Source organism: Scrofimicrobium canadense, from assembly GCF_009696615.1.
GTDB lineage: Bacteria > Actinomycetota > Actinomycetes > Actinomycetales > Actinomycetaceae > Scrofimicrobium > Scrofimicrobium canadense.
On record NZ_VULO01000002.1, the window covers coordinates 34,564 to 56,926 of the forward strand.

20 protein-coding genes are annotated in these 22,363 nt (G+C 53.0%); 15 read left to right on the forward strand and 5 right to left on the reverse strand.

Going from position 1 to position 22,363, the window contains the following annotated elements; genetic code table 11:
- The first annotated feature begins 8 nt into the window (after positions 1-8).
- From FYJ24_RS01735 to FYJ24_RS01785, 11 genes are all read left to right on the forward strand, one after another.
- Positions 9-767 carry a YebC/PmpR family DNA-binding transcriptional regulator gene (locus tag FYJ24_RS01735; RefSeq protein WP_154543022.1) on the forward strand — a complete coding sequence of 253 codons (759 nt, stop codon included), beginning with the start codon at positions 9-11 and terminating at the stop codon, positions 765-767.
- 3 nt (positions 768-770) lie between these two features.
- Positions 771-1,397 carry a crossover junction endodeoxyribonuclease RuvC gene (gene ruvC / locus FYJ24_RS01740; protein WP_318656443.1) on the forward strand — a complete coding sequence of 209 codons (627 nt, stop codon included), beginning with the start codon at positions 771-773 and terminating at the stop codon, positions 1,395-1,397.
- A gap of 36 nt (positions 1,398-1,433) precedes the next feature.
- Positions 1,434-2,018 (forward strand): Holliday junction branch migration protein RuvA, encoded by a 585-nt coding sequence (gene ruvA, locus FYJ24_RS01745; protein WP_318656444.1) that lies wholly within the window; start codon positions 1,434-1,436, stop codon positions 2,016-2,018.
- Positions 2,019-2,037: 19 nt separating this feature from the next.
- On the forward strand, positions 2,038-3,039 hold the full coding sequence (gene ruvB, locus FYJ24_RS01750) for a Holliday junction branch migration DNA helicase RuvB (RefSeq protein WP_154543294.1): 1,002 nt from the start codon (positions 2,038-2,040) through the stop codon (positions 3,037-3,039).
- A 73-nt stretch (positions 3,040-3,112) separates the two neighbouring features.
- Complete coding sequence (gene yajC / locus FYJ24_RS01755) at positions 3,113-3,508, forward strand: preprotein translocase subunit YajC (RefSeq protein ID WP_154543023.1); 396 nt, start codon at positions 3,113-3,115, stop codon at positions 3,506-3,508.
- The gene (gene secD, locus FYJ24_RS01760; protein WP_154543025.1) at positions 3,505-5,313 is read left to right on the forward strand and encodes a protein translocase subunit SecD; all 1,809 of its coding nucleotides are present in this window, start codon (positions 3,505-3,507) and stop codon (positions 5,311-5,313) included. Before yajC ends, secD begins: the two co-directional genes overlap by 4 nt.
- Positions 5,310-6,389, forward strand: a complete 1,080-nt coding sequence (gene secF, locus FYJ24_RS01765) for a protein translocase subunit SecF (protein WP_154543027.1) — start codon at positions 5,310-5,312, stop codon at positions 6,387-6,389. The genes secD and secF overlap by 4 nt, the downstream gene beginning before the upstream one ends.
- Before the next feature lies 1 nt (position 6,390).
- Positions 6,391-6,942, forward strand: coding sequence for an adenine phosphoribosyltransferase (locus tag FYJ24_RS01770; protein ID WP_154543029.1), 552 nt, complete (start codon positions 6,391-6,393; stop codon positions 6,940-6,942).
- A gap of 28 nt (positions 6,943-6,970) precedes the next feature.
- Positions 6,971-9,265, forward strand: coding sequence for a RelA/SpoT family protein (locus FYJ24_RS01775; protein ID WP_154543031.1), 2,295 nt, complete (start codon positions 6,971-6,973; stop codon positions 9,263-9,265).
- 57 nt (positions 9,266-9,322) lie between these two features.
- Positions 9,323-10,582, forward strand: coding sequence for a DUF349 domain-containing protein (locus FYJ24_RS01780; protein ID WP_318656446.1), 1,260 nt, complete (start codon positions 9,323-9,325; stop codon positions 10,580-10,582).
- A gap of 3 nt (positions 10,583-10,585) precedes the next feature.
- Complete coding sequence (locus FYJ24_RS01785; RefSeq protein ID WP_154543033.1) at positions 10,586-11,236, forward strand: MBL fold metallo-hydrolase; 651 nt, start codon at positions 10,586-10,588, stop codon at positions 11,234-11,236.
- Between the two features lie 223 nt (positions 11,237-11,459).
- Here the strand turns inward: FYJ24_RS01785 and FYJ24_RS01790 are convergent, their stop codons facing one another.
- From FYJ24_RS01790 to glgC, 3 genes are all read right to left on the reverse strand, one after another.
- The gene (locus tag FYJ24_RS01790) at positions 11,460-11,663 is read right to left on the reverse strand and encodes a cold-shock protein (RefSeq protein WP_154543035.1); all 204 of its coding nucleotides are present in this window, start codon (positions 11,661-11,663) and stop codon (positions 11,460-11,462) included.
- A gap of 416 nt (positions 11,664-12,079) precedes the next feature.
- Complete coding sequence (serB, locus tag FYJ24_RS01795; RefSeq protein ID WP_154543037.1) at positions 12,080-12,871, reverse strand: phosphoserine phosphatase SerB; 792 nt, start codon at positions 12,869-12,871, stop codon at positions 12,080-12,082.
- The gene (gene glgC, locus FYJ24_RS01800) at positions 12,868-14,106 is read right to left on the reverse strand and encodes a glucose-1-phosphate adenylyltransferase (RefSeq protein WP_154543039.1); all 1,239 of its coding nucleotides are present in this window, start codon (positions 14,104-14,106) and stop codon (positions 12,868-12,870) included. Before glgC ends, serB begins: the two co-directional genes overlap by 4 nt.
- Positions 14,107-14,191: 85 nt before the next feature.
- Here glgC and glgA point away from each other — a divergent pair, with 85 nt between their 5' ends.
- Genes glgA through FYJ24_RS01820 form a run of 4 tightly spaced genes read left to right on the forward strand, consistent with a single transcriptional unit; the run spans position 14,192 to position 20,518 of the window.
- Positions 14,192-15,409, forward strand: coding sequence for a glycogen synthase (glgA, locus tag FYJ24_RS01805; RefSeq protein WP_154543041.1), 1,218 nt, complete (start codon positions 14,192-14,194; stop codon positions 15,407-15,409).
- Between the two features lie 20 nt (positions 15,410-15,429).
- Positions 15,430-16,230 carry an ABC transporter ATP-binding protein gene (locus FYJ24_RS01810; protein ID WP_154543043.1) on the forward strand — a complete coding sequence of 267 codons (801 nt, stop codon included), beginning with the start codon at positions 15,430-15,432 and terminating at the stop codon, positions 16,228-16,230.
- Between the two features lie 8 nt (positions 16,231-16,238).
- Positions 16,239-17,576: a glutamine synthetase family protein gene (locus tag FYJ24_RS01815; protein WP_318656447.1), complete on the forward strand. Its 1,338-nt coding sequence runs from the start codon at positions 16,239-16,241 to the stop codon at positions 17,574-17,576.
- The gene (locus FYJ24_RS01820) at positions 17,573-20,518 is read left to right on the forward strand and encodes a bifunctional [glutamine synthetase] adenylyltransferase/[glutamine synthetase]-adenylyl-L-tyrosine phosphorylase (protein ID WP_154543045.1); all 2,946 of its coding nucleotides are present in this window, start codon (positions 17,573-17,575) and stop codon (positions 20,516-20,518) included. Before FYJ24_RS01815 ends, FYJ24_RS01820 begins: the two co-directional genes overlap by 4 nt.
- Here FYJ24_RS01820 and FYJ24_RS01825 read toward each other — a convergent pair.
- Positions 20,515-21,465 (reverse strand): transporter substrate-binding domain-containing protein, encoded by a 951-nt coding sequence (locus tag FYJ24_RS01825; protein ID WP_206192437.1) that lies wholly within the window; start codon positions 21,463-21,465, stop codon positions 20,515-20,517. The two genes, FYJ24_RS01820 and FYJ24_RS01825, sit on opposite strands and share 4 nt — an antisense overlap.
- Entirely contained in the window at positions 21,434-22,138 is a 705-nt protein-coding gene (locus FYJ24_RS01830) for a DUF4191 domain-containing protein (RefSeq protein ID WP_154543049.1), read from the reverse strand. Before FYJ24_RS01830 ends, FYJ24_RS01825 begins: the two co-directional genes overlap by 32 nt.
- Positions 22,139-22,363: the final 225 nt, after the last annotated feature.

The following is a 22,363-nucleotide window of genomic DNA, read 5'->3' on the forward strand; positions in this document are numbered from 1 at the left end:
GAACATTGATGGCGGGACATTCGAAGTGGGCGACAACGAAGCATAAGAAGGCTGCACTGGACGCGAAGCGAGGAAAACTCTTTGCGCGCCTCGTCAAGAATATTGAGGTTGCTGCGCGAACGGGTGGAGGGGATCCCGCGGGAAACCCCACTCTCTTTGATGCGATTCAGAAGGCGAAAAAGAATTCAGTCCCCGCTGACAATATTGATCGCGCCGTCAAACGAGGTTCTGGTGAACTGGCAGGTGCTGCCGACTACCAGACTGTCATGTATGAAGGCTACGGACCAAGTGGTGTGGCGTTCTTGGTGGAATGTCTTACCGATAACCGCAACCGGGCTGCATCGGACGTTCGTTTGGCACTGTCGCGCAACGGTGGATCTTTGGCGGATCCTGGATCAGTGTCCTATCTCTTTGCTCGCCGCGGCATCATTGAGGTACCTGCCGAAGGTAATGACGAAGAAAGCCTGGTGGAAGCGGTCCTTGAAGCGGGTGCTGAAGAAGTCGAACAAATGGATGATGTTTTCATCATCAGTTGTGAGCCAGGAGATATTGTTGCCGTTCGAACAGCACTCCAGGACGCTGGAATCGACTACAACTCGGCGGAAGCAGAATTCCAAGCATCTACAGAGGTAGAACTCGATGCAGAAGCGGCACGTAAAGTGTTGCGACTAGTCGACGCACTGGAAGACTCCGATGATGTGCAAAATGTCTATTCCAACATGACTTTGTCTGAAGCTGCCAAAGCGGAGTTCGAGAGCGAGGAATAAGCCGTGCGAGTCCTCGGCATTGATCCTGGACTGACCCGGTGTGGAATCGGTGTAGTCGAGGTTGATGCCGCTCGCCGCGCATCCTTGGTTGCTGTGAGTGTGGCGCGTTCAGACAAGAAACTCGCGACGCACTTTCGACTCAGAGACATTTCAATCGCCATCGAACAGGCATTGGCGCGATACCAGCCAGAGATCGTAGCTATAGAGCGTGTTTTTGCGCAAGATAATCTACAGTCGGTTACAACGACAATGCAGGTGATGGGTGCGGCAATGACTGCTGTTGGACGCGCGGGACTTCCACTCGCTGTCCATACTCCCTCCGAAGTGAAAGCAGCTATTTCTGGCTCCGGAACCGCTTCTAAAGCACAAGTCCAACACATGGTCGCCCGAATACTTGGCCTCAAGGAAGCACCTCGACCAGCTGACGCTGCTGATGCTTTGGCAATAGCAATTTGCCAGGCATGGCGTGGGACGGGCTTGTTAGGGGCAGAAGGCGAAGGGACAGTCCAGGTGTCACTTTCTGGGGGGGTGAGCGCCAAGAAGACACTGACCCCTGCGCAGCAACAGTGGGCTCAAGCTATGGCTGCTTCACGGCGCAAAGGGGCAGTCGATCCTCAACGTGTGCGTTAGCTCTGGTATCGTACAGTTGTTCGAAGGGAGCTCCTAGTGATTTGGTCAGTCAAGGGTCCGGTACTTGCCAGTGGTCTGGATTGGCTGGTGATAGACGTCGGCGGAATAGGGATGAAAGTGATGGCTCCGGCCACCACCATCAGTGAGGTGACGGTAGCGGGCGTGTCGCAGGCACAACTTTTCACCGAAATGGTTGTGCGCGAAGATTCCATGACTCTCTATGGGTTCACAACCACTGATGCCAGAGATACTTTTGTTGTGCTATTGGGAGTTTCGGGCATTGGTCCGCGCACGGCTCTTGCGGCTCTTTCTGTGATGACACCGCAACAACTGCGGCAAGCAGTGGAAGAGTCAGACGAATCTCAACTCACCAAGATTCCTGGCGTGGGCAAGAAGTCTGCTCAGCGCATGTTGCTTGAACTAGGCGGTAAACTTCCTCAAAGTTCTGGGAGTACTCCTTCAGTTGGCAGCGTCCGAAGTGATGTGGAAACTGCTCTTGAAGGGTTAGGGTGGCCAAAGGCCACAGTCACTAAGACACTCGATGCACTGGGACCAGACTATGTGGATGCTGGCGATCTTTTAAGAGCAGCATTGCAGAGAATGGGCGGTTCACGTGTCTGAGCAAGAGGAATACGAAAATCTGTTGGCTAGTCAGCCTTCGGCTGACGACCAGGTGGCAGAGTCGGCGCTACGCCCCAAAGTTCTTGACGAATTTGTGGGCCAAACCGGAGTGCGCCAGCAACTCGCAGTAGTCCTACAAGCAGCTAAAGGCCGGGGCGAGGCTGCGGACCATCTGCTTCTCGTAGGTCCTCCAGGGCTTGGTAAAACAACGTTGGCGATGATCGTTGCTGCCGAAATGGGGGCGTCCTTACGACTCACTTCGGGACCGGTAATTCAACATGCTGGCGACTTGGCGGCAATCCTTTCTTCGCTTCAAGAAGGCGATGTCCTCTTCATCGATGAGATTCATCGCCTAGCACGCACCGCCGAAGAAATGCTCTATTTGGCGATGGAAGACTATCGCATCGACATTATCGTCGGTAAAGGCCCCGGAGCGACGTCGATACCACTTTCCTTGCCGCGGTTCACGGTTGTTGGGGCAACAACTCGCTCAGGGCTGCTTCCCGCGCCTTTGAGGGATCGGTTTGGATTCACCGGACATTTGGAGTTCTATTCGACGGAACAATTGGAACAGGTTGTCAGGCGTTCAGCCCTGTTGTTGGCAGCCAAGGTGTCCAGTCCTGCGGCGCACGAAATTGCTTCTCGCTCCCGGGGAACTCCTCGCATAGCAAATAGACTATTGCGACGCGTTATCGATTTTGCACAGGTCAATGGCAAGCAAGAGGTCGACTTAGCTGATGCGCAGGCAGCATTGGACCTCTTCGAAGTAGACAAATTGGGACTCGACAGGTTGGATCGAGCAGTTCTAACAGCCTTGTGCACTCGTTTCGGCGGAGGACCAGTGGGCGTATCAACTTTGGCAATGACTGTCGGGGAAGAAGCCGAGACTGTTGAAACTGTTTCAGAGCCCTATCTGGTACGAGAAGGATTTATCACGCGTACTCCGCGCGGACGAGCAGCAACTCCCCGAGCGTGGGAGCATGTTGGCCTTGCTGCACCCGATACATTGTTCCAACCCTAGAACGCAGTTTCTTAAATGGGAGAAATCCGCTTAGACTGCTAACGCACGTTTTTTCGCATAGAGGAAGTATCCGGTGGAACTCTACATTCTCATGGGCCTAATGCTGGTCGCATTCATAGGCCTCAACATGTGGTCAAAGAAAAGTCAGCGCAAGCGTCAAGAAGAACACGATCGCATGATGAAGGAACAACTTGTTCCTGGAGCATGGGTCCACACCCGCGTTGGTTTCTTCGGTCGCTTTGTGGATCTAGACGGAGACGTCTTAATCCTTGAGACTCCCAGTGGTGAAGAAACCTACTGGGATAAGCGCATGCTTGCCTCCGTCGGTGATCTGCCTTTCGCAAACGATGAGGAAGAAAACGACGATATCCCAGAGGCTGAACAGATCACTGAGATTGACGAGATCGTGGAAGAGACAAACGACTCTTCAGATAACGCCTCAGACACGGACCTGGACGGGAAGAATTGAACGCGAAGAAAAGTCCGTGGCGTGCGCTCATCGGACTACTAGTTATCGCTGCGGTTGGCATTACAACCCTGGTCATCGGGACATTTGCCTCTGACGCCTCGTACACGCCAAAACTGGCCCTTGATCTTGAGGGCGGCACCCAGGTCATTTTGACTCCCAAAAACACTGCGGGCAGTGATGCTCGTGAAGTGACTGCAGAGGATATGGCCGAGGCGATCAATGTGATCCGTCAACGCGTGGATGCCTCGGGCGTTGCTGAAGCAGAGATCTCGACACTGGGATCAGACTCGATCGTGGTAGCAATTCCGGGCCAAGCAAATGCTGAAACGCTGGATCTTATTCGGCAGTCAGCAACTATGAGATTCCGCCCAGTTTTAGCCCAGGGCTACTCACAAGCCGCATTGGAACAATTCAGCCAAAGCGGAGCTCAATCTGGAGAGCAAAGCGGCGGGTCCGAGGAATCTCAGTCGGGTGAAGCTCCTCAAAGCGATGAAGTATCCCAAAGTGGAGCAGCCGAGGTTGATCCCGAGACTCTCGCTGATGAACCAACACAAACACCCGAGAACAACTCGGACTTTGCGTGGGTGACTGAACGGGTCCTTTACGACTTCGAGAACATCGACTGTGCTGACCCTGAAGCACAAGCTGCTGCACGCAATGACGATCCTGCGAAGCCGCTGGTTGCTTGTGACACCGAAGGCATGCAGAAATTTATACTGGGACCGGCAGACATTGAAGGCGAGAGACTTAAGAGCGCAACCGCCGGAATGATCTACAACCAGACAGGGCAGAGCACCGGGAAGTGGGGAGTAAACCTTGAACTGGACGCTGAGGGAACTGAACAATTTGCTGCGGTTTCACAACGGCTCTACGACTTCCATAAGGCCAATGAAAATGACAATCGAGGACGCTTTGCTGTAGTTCTCGATGGATCTGTTATCGTCGCTCCGAATATGAACGTTCCTATTAGCGATGGTAAAGCACAGATCGAGGGGAATTTCACGGCTTCGTCTGCTTCGGCATTGGCTAACCAACTGAGTTTTGGTTCTTTGCCGCTCAACTTTGAGGTGCAGACCGAGCAACAGATTTCCGCAACGCTGGGTGCTAATCACCTCGAAAAGGGTATTTGGGCCGGAATCATCGGTTTGATCCTTGTCGTTTTATGGATGCTGTGGCAGTACCGTGGTCTCACACTTGTTTCCGCTGGTTCACTCATCGTCGCTGCAGGGCTCACCTACTTGGCCATTACCCTTCTTTCATGGTTGATGGGTTATCGCCTATCTCTTCCGGGCGTGGTTGGGTTGATTGTCGCGGTGGGCATTACGGCTGACTCGTTTATCGTCTATTTTGAACGCATACGTGATGAGGTACGTGATGGCCGTCCTCTTGCTGACGCTGTCGAAACCGGTTGGAAGAGAGCTAGACGAACGGTAATGATTTCTGACGCGGTCAACTTGGTCGCTGCAGTTGTCTTGTATCTGCTAGCTGTTGGAGGAGTGCAGGGCTTCGCCTTCACATTGGGTCTGACGACTATTATCGATCTTGTTGTAATATTCCTCTTTACGCATCCGCTCATGTCGCTTCTCATGCGCACGCGGTTCTTCGGTGAGGGACACAAGTGGTCTGGGCTTGATCCTGAGCACCTTGGTGCCAAGTCAGGGGCAGTCTATGCGGGCCGTGGCAGAGTTCTTCACCCCAAGCATCCTGGTGAGGGCCGTCCAGAGAGAGGAAAATCCTTGGCTGAGAGGAAGCGTGAGTCCGTCACAGTCTCTGATACTGCGCAGGAAGCAGGTGATGCCCAATGATGAGTTACGCACAGTGGGGCAATGAGCTGTATTCAGGTAAACGTTCCTACAATATTGTCAAGCATTCACGGGCATTCCTCCTTTCCGGAATTATCCTCATCATTATTTCGCTGTTATTGGTGGGATTCAGGGGGCTGAATCAGTCCATTGAATTTACTGGTGGAACCCAGTTCATTGTTTCGAATACCTCAGATGCCAATGAGACAATCGGAGAAGGCATTCTTGGAGACCAAGGTGTAAACCAGGGCATTCGAGCCACTACAGTGGCTGGAAACTCGGTTCGCATCCAAACTCCCACATTGGACACTGACCAGGCTGAACAAGCGCGTTCGGCTCTTGCTACTGCCTATGATGTGCCAACTGAGGACGTACAGGTTAACTCTGTTGGCGCCTCCTGGGGACAAGACGTTGCCCGTAAAGCACTACAGTCGATCGTTATCTTCGTTGTGCTTGTTTCGCTACTCATGGCGATTTATTTCCGGTCATGGACTATGTCGGCAGCGGCCCTCATTTCTCTCGCGCACGATCTCATCATCACGGTGGGATTCTTTGCGTTGGTGCAGGTGGAAGTATCTCCAGCTACAGTTATCGGGTTCCTGACTATCTTGGGATACTCTCTTTACGACACAGTGGTGGTATTCGACAAGGTGCGTGAGACCACTCATGGAGTTCTCGATCAAGAACGCTACACCTACGGCGAACTGGTTAATCTAGGTGTCAATCAAACCCTTGTGCGGTCAATCAATACGTCGGTCGTGGCCCTACTTCCCGTAGCATCTGTCCTTTTCTTAGGCTCTTTGCTGTTGGGGGCAGGGACACTCACCGATATTTCGCTAGCTCTTTTTGTCGGCATGCTCGTTGGCGCTTGGTCGTCTATCTTTATTGCTTCTCCGGCATTGGCTCTGATGGAGGGACGCCGCGGGAAAGTCAAGGCCCATGACCAGGCCGTGCTTGAACGTAGAGCGGCTCAAGCACAGGGCAGCGATGGGAAAGCCGAACCAATTCGCGTGGCGAAGAAATCACCGGGCCAGCATCTAGGAACTTCAGCGCAGCCCAAACGGAAGAATAGGCGATAACATGTCCGGCAAGCTCGGCGTTGAAATAGCAGCGCTTGTGGAGGAAAACCTGCGGCTGGTACCCGATTTTCCCATGCAAGGAGTTCTCTTTAGAGACATCACACCACTCTTTGCTAACGGCCCTGCCTTTGCCGAGCTTGTCGCACTTCTAGCAAATCGCTACGCGGGAAAAATCGATATGGTAGCTGGCCTAGAATCTCGTGGCTTCATCTTGGCAGCACCGCTGGCAGCAGAGCTGGGCATTGGAATGATTGCTATTCGTAAGGCCGGTAAACTTCCAGGCCCAGTAGTCGGGGTGGACTATGCGCTCGAATATGGCACAGGGAGGCTAGAAGTTCAGCCAGCTTCTGTGCCGAAAGATTCGCGAGTTTTGGTGCTCGACGATGTTTTAGCAACGGGAGGCACAGCTAAAGCCGCATGCGACCTGTTGAGCCAATGTGGGGCACATGTTGTTGAGGTTGCAGTTCTCATGGAGCTAATCGACCTAAAAGGCAAGGATAAGCTTGCCGAAATACCATTTGTGACAGCGGTGCAGGTCCGCGAACAGGACTAGTGGCCCAACTAGTGTCTATCATGGGAGAATGACAGAACCACAGACCACAGACGCGGCGAAGGCCCCAGGATCCTTCGTGCGCTCAGGTTTGGCGTGGTTTGGGGGCCGTAGGACTACTGCAGCAGAAATAGAACCGCTAGTTCGAGCAGTCAGAGCGCACCATCCGCGTGCGGACGTATCGACTATCGAACGGGCCTATGAGGTCGCGCGCGATTGCCACGAGGGACAAAAACGCAAATCGGGTGAACCGTACATCACGCACCCTGTAGCAGTGGCCACCATTCTTGCTGAACTTGGAATGACCCCACCAACGTTGGTTGCAGCGCTATTGCATGACACCGTTGAGGACACCGACTACACCGTTGAACAGTTAGAAGCTGATTTCGGTCCTGAGATCGCGGCGATGGTCGATGGAGTAACGAAACTAGACAAGATTCGCTACGGGGCTGCAGCACAGTCCGAGACACTGCGAAAAATGCTCGTTGCGATGAGTAGAGATATCCGTGTACTCCTCATCAAGCTGGGCGACCGACTTCATAATGCTCGCACCTGGAAACACGTAGAACCTGAGTCAGCGAAGAAGAAAGCTCGCGAGACTCTCGAAATCTATGCCCCATTGGCTCACCGCCTCGGCATGAACACCATCAAGTGGGAACTGGAAGAGTTATCGTTCCGGGCTCTGTACCCTGATGTCTATGACGAAATCGACCATTTGGTGCAACAACGCGCGCCAAAACGGGAGAGGTATCTTCAAGACGTTGTGGGACAGATCGAAGAGGATCTGCGACATGCAAAAATAAAGGGAGTGGTGTCCGGGCGTCCCAAACACCACTATTCGATCTATCAGAAGATGATTGTTCGGGGTAAAGCCTTTGACGAAATCTATGACCTTGTTGCGGTGCGCGTCCTAGTTGAATCCATCAAAGACTGCTATGCGGTTTTAGGTGCGATACACGCACACTGGAATCCGATTCCGGGGCGATTCAAAGACTATATCGCCATGCCTAAGTTCAACCTCTACCAGTCTTTACACACGACGGTGATTGGGCCGATGGGCCGTCCTGTCGAGGTCCAGATTCGCACCTTCGAAATGCATGATCGCGCCGAGTACGGCGTGGCCGCTCACTGGCGCTATAAGCAAAATGCTGGGTCGGAAAAGAATGACCAGATGAATCCGCGTGAGCAGATGAACTGGTTGCGCGCATTGGTTGAGATGGAACGAGAAACTGGCGATCCAGAAGAGTTCTTGGATTCGCTGCGTTTTGAAATTGCTGGTGATGAAGTTTATGTATTTACGCCCAAAGGGCAGGTTCAGGTATTGCCGCCTAAAGCTACACCGGTAGATTTTGCGTATTCGGTCCATACCGAGGTAGGGCATAGTACGGTTGGCGCACGTGTCAATGGCCGACTGGTTCCTTTGGACACAATTTTGGAATCGGGAGACACTGTAGAGGTCATCACCTCATCTAGTGATAAAGCAGGTCCATCGCGAGATTGGCTGGCCTTCGTATCATCTCCGAGAGCTAGATCCAAGATCAAAGCATGGTTTTCTAAAGAACGGCGCGAAGAAGCGGTTGAACTCGGCAAAGGGCACATTGCAAAAACAATGCGCAAGCAAAATCTGCCTCTCCAACGTCTCATGACGCATGACGCGCTATTGAGTGTTGCAACGGCTTTGGGGTACGGCGATATTACCGCTCTTTATGCTGCTGTGGGGGAGAACCACGTCTCGGCGCAGAACGTTGTGACTCGTCTAGTAGATAACCTGGGCGGAGACGCTGGGACAGAGGAGACTCTTAGCGAGGGGATTAACCCCGCGACCGTGCCAGCGCGTCCTGGTGCTTCCAGTGACGGCGGTATTTTGGTTGAAGGAATCAGCTCGAACGATGTGTGGGTCAAGTTGGCGCGTTGTTGTACGCCGGTGCCAGGGGATATCATTGTGGGCTTTGTCACGCGAGGTCAGGGCGTTTCTGTTCACCGGGAAGATTGTGCCAATGCGAAACATTTGATGGACCGTAGCCCAGAACGTTTTATCGAAGTCCAGTGGGCTCCAGAGCAAAGCGGTAACCAGTACTTAGTTGAGATTGAAGTGCGCGCACTCAACCGTGCGGGCCTACTCAATGACTTGTCTCGAGTTCTATCTGACCACCGTGTGGACATCTTGAATGGGAATATGTCCACAACGGGAGACCAAGTTGCAACCACGCGTTTTACCTTCGAACTCCCAGATGTGGCCTATTTACAGTCAGTATTGTCCTCTCTGCGCCGTGTGGATGGCGTTTTTGAAGCTGAACGGAGACTCGGAACTAAGAGCCGCGGTTAACGCCTTGTCCAGATTCCCATTAGACTTAGAGAGACTTCTCTAAAGGTGAGGGAAACTGTGAGCACTGCATCTATTACCGGGGGCGACCCCAGGGATTTTGGCCGAGTCGACGATGACGGAAACGTCTGGTTGCGTGAAGGTGATACGGAACGAATGGTGGGCGGATACCCCGACGGTGTCCCTGATGACCCATTTGCGTTGTATGTACGCCGCTATGAGGCGCTGGAGGGGACGGTCAATCTCTTTGAAACCCGTCTGCCAGGGCTCTCTCCACGCGATATCGATCAGACCTTAAAAGTCTTGCGCGAGCAACTAGTAGAGCCACGGGTGATCGGCGATGTTGCCGCACTACGTGCCCGCGTGGAGGACTTGACTGCCAAAGCGGATGAGCAAAAGGAAGCCTATCGTGCTCAGCGGGCAGCCGCGAAGGAAGAGGCACTGCAAGCACGTCAGCAGATTGTTGACGAAGCGGAGAACATTGCTGCTCAAGACATTGAGTCGACCCAGTGGAAACAGTCGGGTGCTCGTTTGCGAGAACTCTTAGACTCGTGGAAAGAATATCAGCGAGGCGGCCCACGCTTAGATAAGGGCACTGAAGATGCGCTGTGGAAGCGTTTTTCCGCTGCACGGACTGCTTTTGATCGCAACCGCCGCCAGTACTTTGCGGCACTGGATAAGCGCCACGCTGAGGTCAAACGCGTCAAAGAGAAGCTCATTGCCGAAGCCGAGGCACTCAATAGCTCGGACGATTGGGGTGGTACCTCTCAGGAGTACCGGCGCCTCATGGATCGTTGGAAGCAAGCTGGCCGGGCGTCACGCAAAGACGATGATGCCCTATGGAACCGCTTTCGCGCTGCCCAGCAGGTCTTCTTTGATCGCAGGCGCGCCCATGATGAGCAGACAGACGCACAGTTCAACGAAGCTCTCAAGGCTAAAGAAGAACTCTTGGTTGAAGCTGAAGCACTTCTCCCCGTTACTGATGTCGCTGGAACAAAAGAGAAACTTCGCGACATTCAAGATCGCTGGGCTGAGGCAGGTCGGGTACCTTCACGTGATGTAGCTCGTGTGGAGGGGCGCCTCCGTAAAGTTGAAGACGCGCTGCGTGAGGCTGAAGAGCGCGAGTGGCGCAAGACGAACCCGGAGACACAGGCGCGGGCCCAGGGTATGCTGGCGCAGCTTGAAGACTCCATCACGGAGCTCGAGGCGCAACAGGCTGCCGCACAGACTGCTGGCGATGAGAAGCTTGCCAAAGAAGTGGGAGATGCCCTGGCCACAAAGAAGGCTTGGTTGGAGCAAGTCCGCTCTTCCATCAGCTAAATCATGATAGAGATTGAGCGGGTTCCTACCGCATTATTCGACGCGAATTGCTACATTGTTTCTGCTCCGGATTCGGACTCTATATTGGTTGTTGACCCGGGGGTAGGCGCCAAGGAAGCGGTTGCGGCTACGGGGCGAAAGGTCGGTGCTGTTCTTCTCACGCACGGGCATCCCGACCATACATGGGATGCCCACGCAGTCAGCCACATGGGCGGTGAGGCCCCTGTCTTCATGCCTAGCCCTGATCGATATTGGCTTGATGATCCTGTTGGACTTCTCGGTTTTGGTACCTTCGGTCAGTGGGATCGGCCGACAGTCGTCGATGCGCCGCTCGGTGATTGGGAGGTGCTCCCAGGCCTTTTTGTCCGGATGGTACCGGCCCCCGGTCATTCACCAGGTTCAGCACTGTTTCTGGTTGGCGGAAAAACCAATCAGGGTGATGCTGTCGCTTTCAGTGCAGACGTGATTTTTGAAGGTTCAGTGGGACGCACAGACCTCCCAGGAGGCGATGAAGAAGAGATGAAAGCTTCTCTGCGCCTTCTTGCTGATGCCCTTGATCCGAAGACTGTGTTGTTACCTGGGCATGGAGGAAAGACTACCTGGGTGCACGAGTTGAATCATAACCACTTTGTTGCGGAAGCTCGTAAGCAGTAAGACTCTTCCCCTCTGCCTATCACGGTGTCATAATTCCCGTGGCAGTTTATTATTCGTCGCCGGGATAGCACGCGTATACTCCTGCGCCCCGTGAGGTGTTGGAAATGTGCGACTCGACATGTCCGATAACGCCCACATAACACGCATCTGACGCTAGCGGTAAGCACAACGGGCGCTCACTGAGAATATTGTTCCCGTGAACGCCCGTTTCTTAGGCTTTTGTTCAGATTACCTGAATGTTGGCAGCCTGCATGCCTTTTTGACCCTGTTCGGCATCGAAGGAAACCTTTTGGTTTTCTTCTAAGCTGCGGTATCCGCTACCAACGATGGCGCTAAAATGTGCGAATACATCGGCGGAACCATCATCTGGTGAGATGAATCCGAAGCCTTTGTCTGAGTTGAACCATTTGACGGTGCCTGTGGCCATAACGTCATTCCTTTTCTATTACTTTTGGGAACACGTATGTGCCCCCGAACCGTGACGACACCGCCACGGGGCTTGTTGGACGCCAAACGGCGCGACTGATGGCATGAATACTGGAAGTGTGGTTCTTGCGCCTCACCATTGGGCGCGGAAAATACTGCAGGGAACAACGGCTGTGAAGAAGGAGCGGATGTCACTGCAATGGGAAAAGCCAGAAAAAAAATACAAAAACCAATCAACTAAAAGTACACATTTCCACCACGACAGTGGAACCATCTTTAGGTAGTGAACCGAATACCTGCTTGAGTTTTCCTCAAGCCCAGAAGCTGGTCTGGAATGCCTCCAGCAGAAATGCAACTTCAATTACCTACGGATAACAATACAGCAGCAAGTGAAGAATAGGAAGAACGGCTCACAAACTAGTGTTGAGGATCGCCGGTAGCCGAGTTATCGGAGAAGCCGGCAAGACCAATAACTGCGTCTAAATGGTCCCAATCCAAGTAGCTGCCAATTGCTTGTTTCACAGCGGGTTTCGCCAAAATGGCAATGCCTAAATCGGCTGCGCGCAGCATCGGGATGTCATTTGCCCCATCGCCAAGAGCAATAACAGGTGCACCGAGATCGCCCCGGATAGATGTGAGGAATTGTTCTTTGGTCTGAGCTGTCACAATGTCGCCTGCGACTCTCCCGGTAAGAATGCCATCGTGAATTTCAAAGTCATTGGCCTTATATTGGTCGATCCCCAGGGACCTAGCCAAAGACGCGACAACTGGAGTGAAACCTCCAGAGACCACTGTGAAGACTCCACCGTGTTGGTGCACCCAGTCGATCAGTTTCTGTGCCCCCGGGCGCACGTGAAGGGACTGTGCTACCTCCTCCAGCGCCTCAACCCGCAGTCCCTTGAGTAGAGCTACTCTTTGCGTGAGCGATTGGGCGAAATCAAGTTCCCCTCGCATGGCAGAGTCAGTAATTTCTGCTACTTGGGCTCCAACACCAGCTAGTTCTGCCAACTGGTCGATAACTTCTTCCTCGATGAGTGTGGAATCGACGTCCGAAACTACCGCTACGGGAGCTGATGACAGTTTTTTTTCAGAGAATCCCGCAGCCGTTTCGCGGAGGTGTGGTTTGTCAGTTCCCCACCAGCCAGTGCCTCTTACCTGAGGGGTTTGTTGTGTCCGTTGTCTTTCTCGATAGAGGAAGAGTGAGGTCATTTCTCAATCACGGTACCCTTTGGTGCCACAGTGATGCCAGACTCGGTCACCGTAAGACCCCGTTCACGGTCCCTCACAATATCTACTCCGACTGTCGCTCCTTCTTTCACCACGACATTTTTATCGAGTATTGCCTTGACAACCTTGGCACCGCGTTCCACGCGCACACCATCCATGAGAACAGAGTCATCTATCGTTGCCCATGAGTGAATGAATACTCTTGGTGATAGAACGCTGCGTCGCACAGTTCCCCCCGACACTATGACGCCAGCAGAAACAAAAGAGTCACTGGCACGTCCGACCCGGTCCGGCTCTGAATCGTACACAAACTTAGCCGGGGGAAGTGACGCATCTACGTTTGTTAGAGTAGGCCACTTGGAATTGTAGAGGTTGAATACGGGATGGACGCTAATGAGATCCATATTTGCTTCATAGTAGGCATCCAAAGTTCCGACATCGCGCCAGTAGTCACGGTCACGCTCAGTCGATCCGGGCACCACATTATCAATAAAATCGTAGACTCCGCATTCACCACGAGACACGAACCAAGGAATTATGTTTCCTCCCATGTCATGTTTTGACTCAGGATCGGCTGCGTCTGTGCGTAGGGCGTCAACGAGTGCCGCAGTGTCAAAAACGTAGTTTCCCATTGACGCGAGTATTTTACTGGGATCATCTGACAGGCCTTCAGCTTCAGAAGGCTTTTCGAGAAATTGGCGCACAACTCCACTTTCGGCATCAATGACTCCGAATTGGTTCGCCAATTCGATGGGCTGGCGAATACCAGCAACAGTGGCAGGAAGGCCCGAAGCAATATGATGATCAACCATCTGAGAAAAATCCATGCGGTAAATGTTGTCCGCCCCTGTAATGAGGATGTAATCGGGGCGTTCATCATCGACGATATTTAAAGACTGATAGATGGCATCAGCACTTCCTAAATACCAGTGCGGGCCGCGTCGTTGTTGGGCGGGCATTGCAGAAATATAGTTACCTAAAAGTGATGAGAGCATCCAGGCTTGCGAAATATGGCGGTCAAGAGAATGCGACTTATATTGCGTAAGAACTACAACGCGCAGATAGCCAGAATTCACCATATTTGATAAAGCGAAGTCTATGAGTCGGTAGTGGCCGCCGAAGGGGACAGCGGGCTTAGCTCGATCGACAGTGAGCGGCATAAGCCTTTTCCCCTCGCCGCCAGCAAGGATGATTGCGAGGACTTGGTTCTTTCCCATGAGGCCATTCTAACTGCGAGGCTGGCACCATGAGTGCCAAATGGCCGGTATGCTGGGGTCAATACTCCACTGAGATGGGAGCACAATGCGCGTCGACCTGATGACGAGAGAATACACACCGTATGTTTACGGGGGAGCTGGAGTTCACGTAGTTGAACTAGCCAAAGTGCTTAGAAAGCTCGTTGACCTGCGAGTACGGGCCTTTGATGGGCCGCGTAATCCGGGAGAAGCCGGAGGTGATCCTGGCGTTGTGGGCTACAGTGTTCCTGCGGAGATAACGGGAGCTAATCCGGCAGTAGAAACATTGAGTGTTGATCTGCAGATGGCTTGTGGTGCCCAAGGTGCGGACATTGTGCATTCGCATACGTGGTACACCAATTTTGCGGGCCTTTTGGCTAAACAGCTTTATGGCATTCCCTTGGTCATTTCTGCCCACTCATTAGAGCCGCTGCGTCCTTGGAAAGCCGAGCAACTTGGTGGGGGCTATGAGGTTTCTAGCTTCGTTGAGCGCAGTGCATATGAAGCGGCTGACGCGATCGTTGCAGTTTCCCACGGAATGCGTGAGGATATTCTCCGCTGCTATCCGGGCGTGAGCCCATCAAATGTTTACGTTATCCATAACGGTATTGATTTGGATGAGTGGAAGCGACCCACGGGAGTGGAAGCAGAACGTGCGCGGGTGCTCGCAGTTGATTTTGGGATTGATCCCGATGTGCCCACGGTAATATTTGTTGGTCGAATAACCCGGCAGAAGGGGCTACCTTATTTCCTTCGAGCGGCAGAGATGCTACCTGAAGGAACCCAGGTCGTTTTATGTGCGGGCGCACCCGATACCCCTGAAATTGAATGGGAAGTTGAAGGATTAGTGGCCCGATTGCAGCAGGTGCGAGGGGGAGTCGTTCACATATCCCAGATGCTCCCTCATAACGATTTGGTGGCTTTGCTTTCGATAGCGGATGTCTTTGTCACTCCGTCGGTGTACGAGCCACTAGGGATTGTCAATCTTGAAGCAATGGCGCTCGAATTGCCGGTGGTTGGGACCAAGACAGGTGGTATTCCTGATGTTGTCCATGATGGTGTCAACGGGTACCTCGTTCCCATCGAGCAGCTTGATGATGGTACTGGCACCCCTGTGAATCCCCAGCAGTTTGAAAGAGATATGGCTCAGCGCATCACTAAGCTATTGGAAGACCCTGAGTTAGCGCGGGCTATGGGACGCAAAGGCCGCATCATGGCAGAAGAACATTTCTCGTGGGAGGCTATTGGACGTCAGACAGTGGATCTCTATCAGACACTTCTGTGATTTGCGCTTAAGCTAGAGACATGAGTGAGAGCGCCAACCTATTGCTGGAAATCGAAAACGTCAATGTCTCCCGCCTAGGGAACCCAATTCTTCAAGATTTTTCTTGGAAGGCTGAGCCAGGAGAACACTGGGCCATTCTAGGTCCTAACGGGGCTGGAAAGACTACTTTGGCACGGCTCATATCGGGTGCTGATCGAGCGGATAGCGGCCGCATTGTTGTCCTCGGTGAAGAGGTAGAACACCACGACTCGGTTTTTCTAGCAACTCAAGTGGGGTATGCGGGCACTGATACAGCATCTCGAATTCCGTCGGGTACCTCAGTATTCTCCGTTGTGTCATCGGCCTCATGGGGACAAAGCGCTGACTACGGCGACGAATATGAGCAACTCGATCAATCCCGCGCAGAAGACCTTTTGTCTGCATTGGGAGTGGGAGATTTGGGATCGCGAATGTTTGACTCCTTATCTGAGGGAGAACGCCGCCGCGTTCTCATTGCTCGCGCTCTCATGTCGAATCCTGAAATAATTATTCTTGACGAGCCGACCGCTGGCTTGGATCTGGGCGGACGCGAAACGTTGATGGGTGCGTTGCGTGAAATTATGAGCGGTCCAAACGCTCCGGCCGTCATTATGATTACTCATGAGCCTGAACACATTACAGCAGAGTTTTCTCATGCATTGCTTATTCGTGGGGGACAACGCATTGCTGCTGGCCCCATCAATCAGGTTATTACCGATACGTTGCTGACTCAGGCATTCGGTCTCCCACTCAGTGTTTCTCGCAGTGACGGACGTTTCCAGGCTAAAGCTGCTCAAGACTAGGAGAAGAAGTGGATCACGTGCAGGAACAAGTGCTGGTCGAGGTCGCTGATCGGAATGTGCGGTTTATTCGCCTGTGGTTCACCGATGTTGTTGGACAACTCAAAGCAGTTGCAATAGACCCCGGACAGCTAGAAGCAGCTTTTGCTGAGGGAATAGGCTTTGACGGATCTGCCATAGAAGGTATGAGTCGCGTCTACGAATCTGACATGCTGTTGCGACCCGATGCAACGACCTTCCAAATGCTGCCGTGGCGACGCACTGAGGACCCGGTTGCAAGAATGATCTGCGATGTCTATGCGCCCGATGGAAAAGTATCTCACACCGATCCTCGCGGAGTGCTCGAAAGAGCGATAGACAACGCAGCAAAAGTTGGTTTTTCGGTGATGGTCCATCCCGAGATTGAGTTTTATCTTTTAAAACCGCCGGTGGCCTTTGACCATATCGAACCAGTTGATAATGCCAGCTATTTCGACCATGTTGCCTGGGGGGACTCCAACGATTTCCGTAGGCGAGTTATTCGTGCCCTAGAAGATATGGGAATCTCCGTCGAGTTCTCTCACCACGAAGGCGGCCCAGGACAAAATGAGATCGACCTCAAAGCCGTCGACGCCTTGCGCGCAGCTGACAACATCATGACGGCGAGGACGCTTATCGAAGAAGTTGCTTTGCGTGAAGGCATGGTCGCCACTTTCATGCCTAAGCTTTTCATTGACCAGCCAGGCAGTGGTATGCACCTTCATCTTTCTCTATTTGAGGGGGGTGACAACGCACTCTACTCAGCATCGGGACAGTACCAGCTTTCAGTGACGGGGCGACAGTTTATCGCGGGACTGCTCGCTCACGCTCGGGAAATCTCTGCGGTGGTGAACCAGCATGTCAACTCCTATAAACGACTGTGGGGTGGGGGCGAAGCGCCATCCTACGTTTGTTGGGGACATAACAACCGTTCTGCCTTGGTGCGCGTACCGCTTTACAAGCCGGGTAAAGAGGGATCAGCTCGAGTTGAGTACCGGGCTAGCGACGCTTCAATGAATCCTTACCTGGGCCTGGCAGCATTGATTCAAGCTGGTATTAGTGGTATTCAACAGCACATAGAGCTAGAGCCTGAAGCTGAAGACGATGTGTGGGGTTTGTCCGATCAAGAAAGAAGAGCCCTCGGTATAGTCGCGCTTCCGGCATCTTTGCAGGAGGCGTTGGAGGTGATGCGAGGCTCGGAAATGATGGCACAGACTTTGGGAGAAGAAGTCTATGATTATGTGCTTCGCAACGGTGAACGCGAGTGGCGTCGATATCGCCGTCAGATCACGCCAGCTGAACTGGAACGGTTCCTTGGAGTCCGGCGGTGACACCCGCGCATTCCGCAAGCACAGATTCTGTAGCGCTGCGAAAGCTGGGGTTTGCAAAACTAAGCGCGACACGTGGTCTCTTGGAGGAATATCCTCAGCTCAACCAGTATCTGGAATTGGTGGGAACAACGGCAGACCCAGACTTAGTATTGCTCCAGTTGGCCAGAATGATCGAAGCTGGTACGCCCATAGACGCTTTAGCGATCGACATGGGGGACAACCTATGGAAGCGCGAAGTACATCTCCTGGGCGGCTCACGCGCTTTAGGCGACTACCAAGTTGTCAAGGCGCCGCAGGTACGTCTCCACGAAGTGACTACAACTTCACGGTCTGAAATGCTGCAGGCAGTCGGGGCCGATCCCACTGTAGAACGCCCTATCGCGAAGATGGATGATGCAGTTAACGCAATGCGTTCGAGATACAGAGAACTACTCATAGACATAGCAGCGGCGGACCTCGGTGCCCAGGATCCTTTGACGCAGCTACCAGCCATTTCATCTCATCTATCAACCTTGGCCGACGCGGCAATCGAAACAGCGTTAGCAGTTGCTCGTATGCAGCACGATCCTCACGGAAAAATTAGGCTATCAGTTATTGCATTGGGTAAGACCGGCGCACGTGAGCTCAACTATATTTCGGACGTTGACGTGATGTTCTTGACGGCTGATGATGCGGACGAGGAGGAAATAGCAGTAGCCTCTGCAATGGCACGTACATTATCAACATGCTGCTCTGCACCCAGTAGCGAGCCTCCTTTGTGGGTGCTTGATGCCGGCCTTAGACCAGAAGGCAGAGATGGAGCCTTAGTAAGGACTGTAGCTTCAGCACTTGACTATTATCGCAAGTGGGCTGCTAATTGGGAGTTTCAGGCACTGCTGAAAGCTAGAGTTGCTGCGGGTGACATTGAGCTGGGGGAGAGCTTCGTCGAAGAAGCGGGTCCGTTGGTGTGGTCGGCAGCTTCGCACCCGGGTTTTGTACGTCAAGTGCGGGAGATGCGATTGCAGGTCGAGGGGTCTGTACGAGAGGCCGACCGAGGCCGTGAACTGAAACTTAGCGCTGGGGGACTGCGCGACGTCGAGTTCACGGTCCAGCTTTTGCAACTAGTCCATGGACAAAACGATCCCAGGGTGCGGGTTGCTAACACGCTTGGTGCAATAGAACTGCTTGCGGCTGGCGGGTATATAGGAAGAGCTCACGCACTTGCATTGTCTGATGCATACCGCTTCCTGCGGCTCATTGAGCATCGTGTTCAGTTGAGGTCTATGCGCCGAACGCATACATTGCCGACCAGTCCTGAAGCTTTGCGATCCTTGGCTCGGAGCATTGACCCACGAACCTATCCGACGTGGGAAGCCTTAGACAAGGCACTTACTGTGGTGCGCAAGGAAGTCAGATCTTTGCATGAGGACGTCTACTATCGCCCGATTGTTGCTGCGACGGCAACCTTAGGCGGAGAAGAAGATGTGTTTGCTGCTGAAGTTGCCGAGGATCGATTGCGGACAATCGGGTACCAGAATCCGGCAGGAGCGCTGCGGTGTATTCAGGCACTCACAGCGGGGACGTCTCGCAGGGCCATGATCCAACGTAACCTTGCACCAGTACTGATTAGGTGGTTTTCTCAAGGGGCGGACCCTGATATGGGAATCCTAAGTTTTCGCACCTTATCTGAACAGATCGGATCATCGCACTGGTACTTAGGGTTGCTTCGCGATTCAAGCTCTGCAGCAAGCCGCCTGTGTCATATTCTATCGAACTCTCGGTGGGCTGAAGGAGCTCTTGCCACAATACCGCGAGCAGTAACGTGGCTTGACTCGGACCGCGAGCTAGAACCTCGAAATAAGAAAGAACTTGTCGAGGAAGCTCATGCACTTCTGGGACGTCACCCAGATGCGGAGTCGGCTATGAGGCGAGTCGCCTCGATCGTCACCCGGGAAGTAACACGTGCGGGATTGTCTGATGCAACGATGGGAGTGCAGGCGTGGCGCCCATCACTCTCTGATGCTGTCGATGTGGCCGTTGATGCTGCCTTAGCATTGGCGCTGAGGGAACGCGCCGAACAAGAAGGGCGCCGAGAGGTACGTATGGCTGCAATCGCCATGGGACGCTATGGGGGGCGTGAAACTAGCTATGGTTCAGACATTGACATTATGTTTGTCCATTCCTCTCTTCCTGGAGTTGAGGAAACTCATGGGCATGCGGCGGCCATCCATGTGGCTAATCGTGTGCGTAGTTTGCTGCAGTCTCATAAACAGGAAGGAATGGTTCAAACTGATTTTGACCTGAGGCCGGAAGGGCGAGCTGGTGCCTTGAGTCGTACAGTAGCTTCATATGATGAGTATTACCGCAGGTGGTCATCAACGTGGGAACGTCAAGCTCTTTTGCGGGCTCGCTTTGCTGCTGGAGATTCTAGTCTTGGAGAGGATTTTTTCCATATGCTCGACCCGCTTCGGTGGGATAAGGAACTCTTGCCTTCAGACATCCGCGATATTCGACTGCTAAAAGCACGGATGGAGAATGAGCGATTGCCACGTGGTGCGGATCCCAACCTCCATGTGAAGCTGGGGCCTGGTGGGCTGAGTGATGTTGAATGGACGGTGCAGCTGTTACAACTTCGCAATGGTGGCGCCAATCCCGCTTTGAGGCAGACTTCTACGTTGCCTGCAATACAGGCATTGGTGGAGGCAGATTTTTTGAGCGAAGACGAAGGTGAGGACCTGCAACGGGCATGGACATTGGCCTCGCAGATTCGCAGCGCCAATGTTCTAGCTTCAGCAAGACTGCAACCCGAACGCGTGGATAATCTTCCACGCAGGCCAGATCAAGGCTCGCGAGTTGCTACGCTATTGGGTCTAGGTACGCAGGGCGAATCTCTGTTAGTTGAGCAGTGGAGGTTTGCGTCCCGTCGTGCTCGCGCCGTCATGGATAGGTACTTTTGGGGCTAGTTGACGCGAGGGTTTATCGTCGATTGGTTCACTGCAATTTCACTGACCTTATAACTTTGAAAAATGGCTTCGACGTAGCCGTTGTCGAGCAAGTATTGAATGGCTGCTTGAATAGCTACTGTAAGTTGCGCATTTGTGATGGGAACGGCAACTCCTTGTGGCTGAGGGGAAATAGGTGTTCCTTCAAGCCGAATGCGACCCAAACTATTCTTGACAGCATATTGAGCACTATCTGAATCAGTAAAAGCAGCCGCGATAGTCCCTCGACTCACATCACTAAACATCTCTTTTTGGTCGGAGGAGTATTCCTTAATGGAGATAGGCTTGGCGTCGTCCTCGACGCATTCCGCAGAGAGAGTCGCCAAAATCCTCTGTTGCGAGGTTCCCTTGAGAACCGATACAGCTGCACCGCAAGGAAAATCATCGGCAAGCGGTGTTTTAGGTGAGGTCGCCACAACGAAGGATGAGTCAACTGTTGCGTAGGTGACCATATTGGCCTGTTCCAACCGCTCTGGTGTCACTGAGAGTGATGAGGCGGCCACGTCGTAGTCTTTGCCAACACCGCGTATTAGCTCTGGAAAATCTACCTTAATGAATTCCACATCGACGCCCATTACAGTGGTAACAGCCTTCATTAGGGCAATGGTGTATCCGTGATATTCTCCTGATTGAGCTCCTTCGTATTGAGCTGGAGCCATGGTAGGTGAGATGCCCACTCGCAATGTTCCGGATGAGGATATGTCACCTGGAACCATTGCCGCGACATCTGCTTGAGTTTTTAGGTCGCTGAAACTGGGACCACCGGACTGTACTGCATTGGGCGTGGGAGTAGGTGGAGGCACGTCGTTGTTCGCGCAAGCGGTGAGCAATAAGGGGATGCACAGCGCAACGGGAAGCAACCGACGCATGGGACCGCTACTTTCCGCGTAGGGCACGTCGACTGGCACGTGCCTTCGTGGGATCTACTCCCTTGGGAATGGGGGCACCCTTCGTTGTTACTGCATTGAGCCTTGCTGCAACAGCTGGCACTTCCTGGCGGGTGAGGACTTTCTTAAGTTTTCGTAGAGCCCCTGGAATCTTTGATAGTTTCGTTTGTCCGTCGCCATTGCCACATTGGATGAAAACGACTGGAACGTTTGTTACTGCTCGATTCACACGGCGACGTTCTGCTTGCAGCATTGGCATCACTCGTGACGTGGGACCTTCAGAGATGAGTACAACACCGGGACGGCCGACGAGACGCCACACGACATCTTGCTGTTTATTGACTTCGATGGGCTGCTCATCCACTACCCATCCTCTCTTGATCTGGCTGATGACCGAATAGACAGATCCGACAGTTCCATCTAGTTGGCGATACATTGCTGGGCGCAGTGTGAACGCCAATATAACCATTGCAACGGTAACTGCAGAGAGAATGCCAATGAGAATCCACCAGATCAGACCGCCTCGCCACACGCCAAGCATGATAAAGAGTGCCAAAATGACGATTGCTGATCCACCAAGTACCCACCCAATCCAAGAAAAGGTGCGCGCGGTTACTCGGTATGCGTCAGCAATGTTGTGGTACCAACGCCGTTTTTTAGGTGTCTTTGCACCTTCTTGAGAATTCGTAGCCATGATAGGTCTATCTTAGCCGTCGATTTGGGAGAATAGTGACTCCATCCCACGTACGGGGTCATAAAACCGTACACAGGGCGGTATGCGGCCCAGGCACCTGCCACATCGCCCAGGCTGTAGCTGTGACGGGCATTGCGTGCACTGGCAATGCTGGCAGAATCAACAATCCACACGCACTCAAGTCTGGGTTATCCCCAGTTTTGCCCGCCTCTGTTTTCCTTCTAC

Coding starts and splice junctions, on each gene's coding strand:
- FYJ24_RS01775 (WP_154543031.1), top strand. CDS start 6,971: ATGACAGAACCACAGACCACAGACGCGGCGAAGGCCCCAGGATCCTTC.
- FYJ24_RS01735 (WP_154543022.1), top strand. CDS start 9: ATGGCGGGACATTCGAAGTGGGCGACAACGAAGCATAAGAAGGCTGCA.
- FYJ24_RS01810 (WP_154543043.1), top strand. CDS start 15,430: ATGAGTGAGAGCGCCAACCTATTGCTGGAAATCGAAAACGTCAATGTC.
- glgA (WP_154543041.1), top strand. CDS start 14,192: ATGCGCGTCGACCTGATGACGAGAGAATACACACCGTATGTTTACGGG.
- serB (WP_154543037.1), bottom strand. CDS start 12,871: ATGACCTCACTCTTCCTCTATCGAGAAAGACAACGGACACAACAAACC.
- FYJ24_RS01770 (WP_154543029.1), top strand. CDS start 6,391: ATGTCCGGCAAGCTCGGCGTTGAAATAGCAGCGCTTGTGGAGGAAAAC.
- FYJ24_RS01790 (WP_154543035.1), bottom strand. CDS start 11,663: ATGGCCACAGGCACCGTCAAATGGTTCAACTCAGACAAAGGCTTCGGA.
- FYJ24_RS01830 (WP_154543049.1), bottom strand. CDS start 22,138: ATGGCTACGAATTCTCAAGAAGGTGCAAAGACACCTAAAAAACGGCGT.
- secF (WP_154543027.1), top strand. CDS start 5,310: ATGATGAGTTACGCACAGTGGGGCAATGAGCTGTATTCAGGTAAACGT.
- FYJ24_RS01785 (WP_154543033.1), top strand. CDS start 10,586: ATGATAGAGATTGAGCGGGTTCCTACCGCATTATTCGACGCGAATTGC.
- glgC (WP_154543039.1), bottom strand. CDS start 14,106: ATGGGAAAGAACCAAGTCCTCGCAATCATCCTTGCTGGCGGCGAGGGG.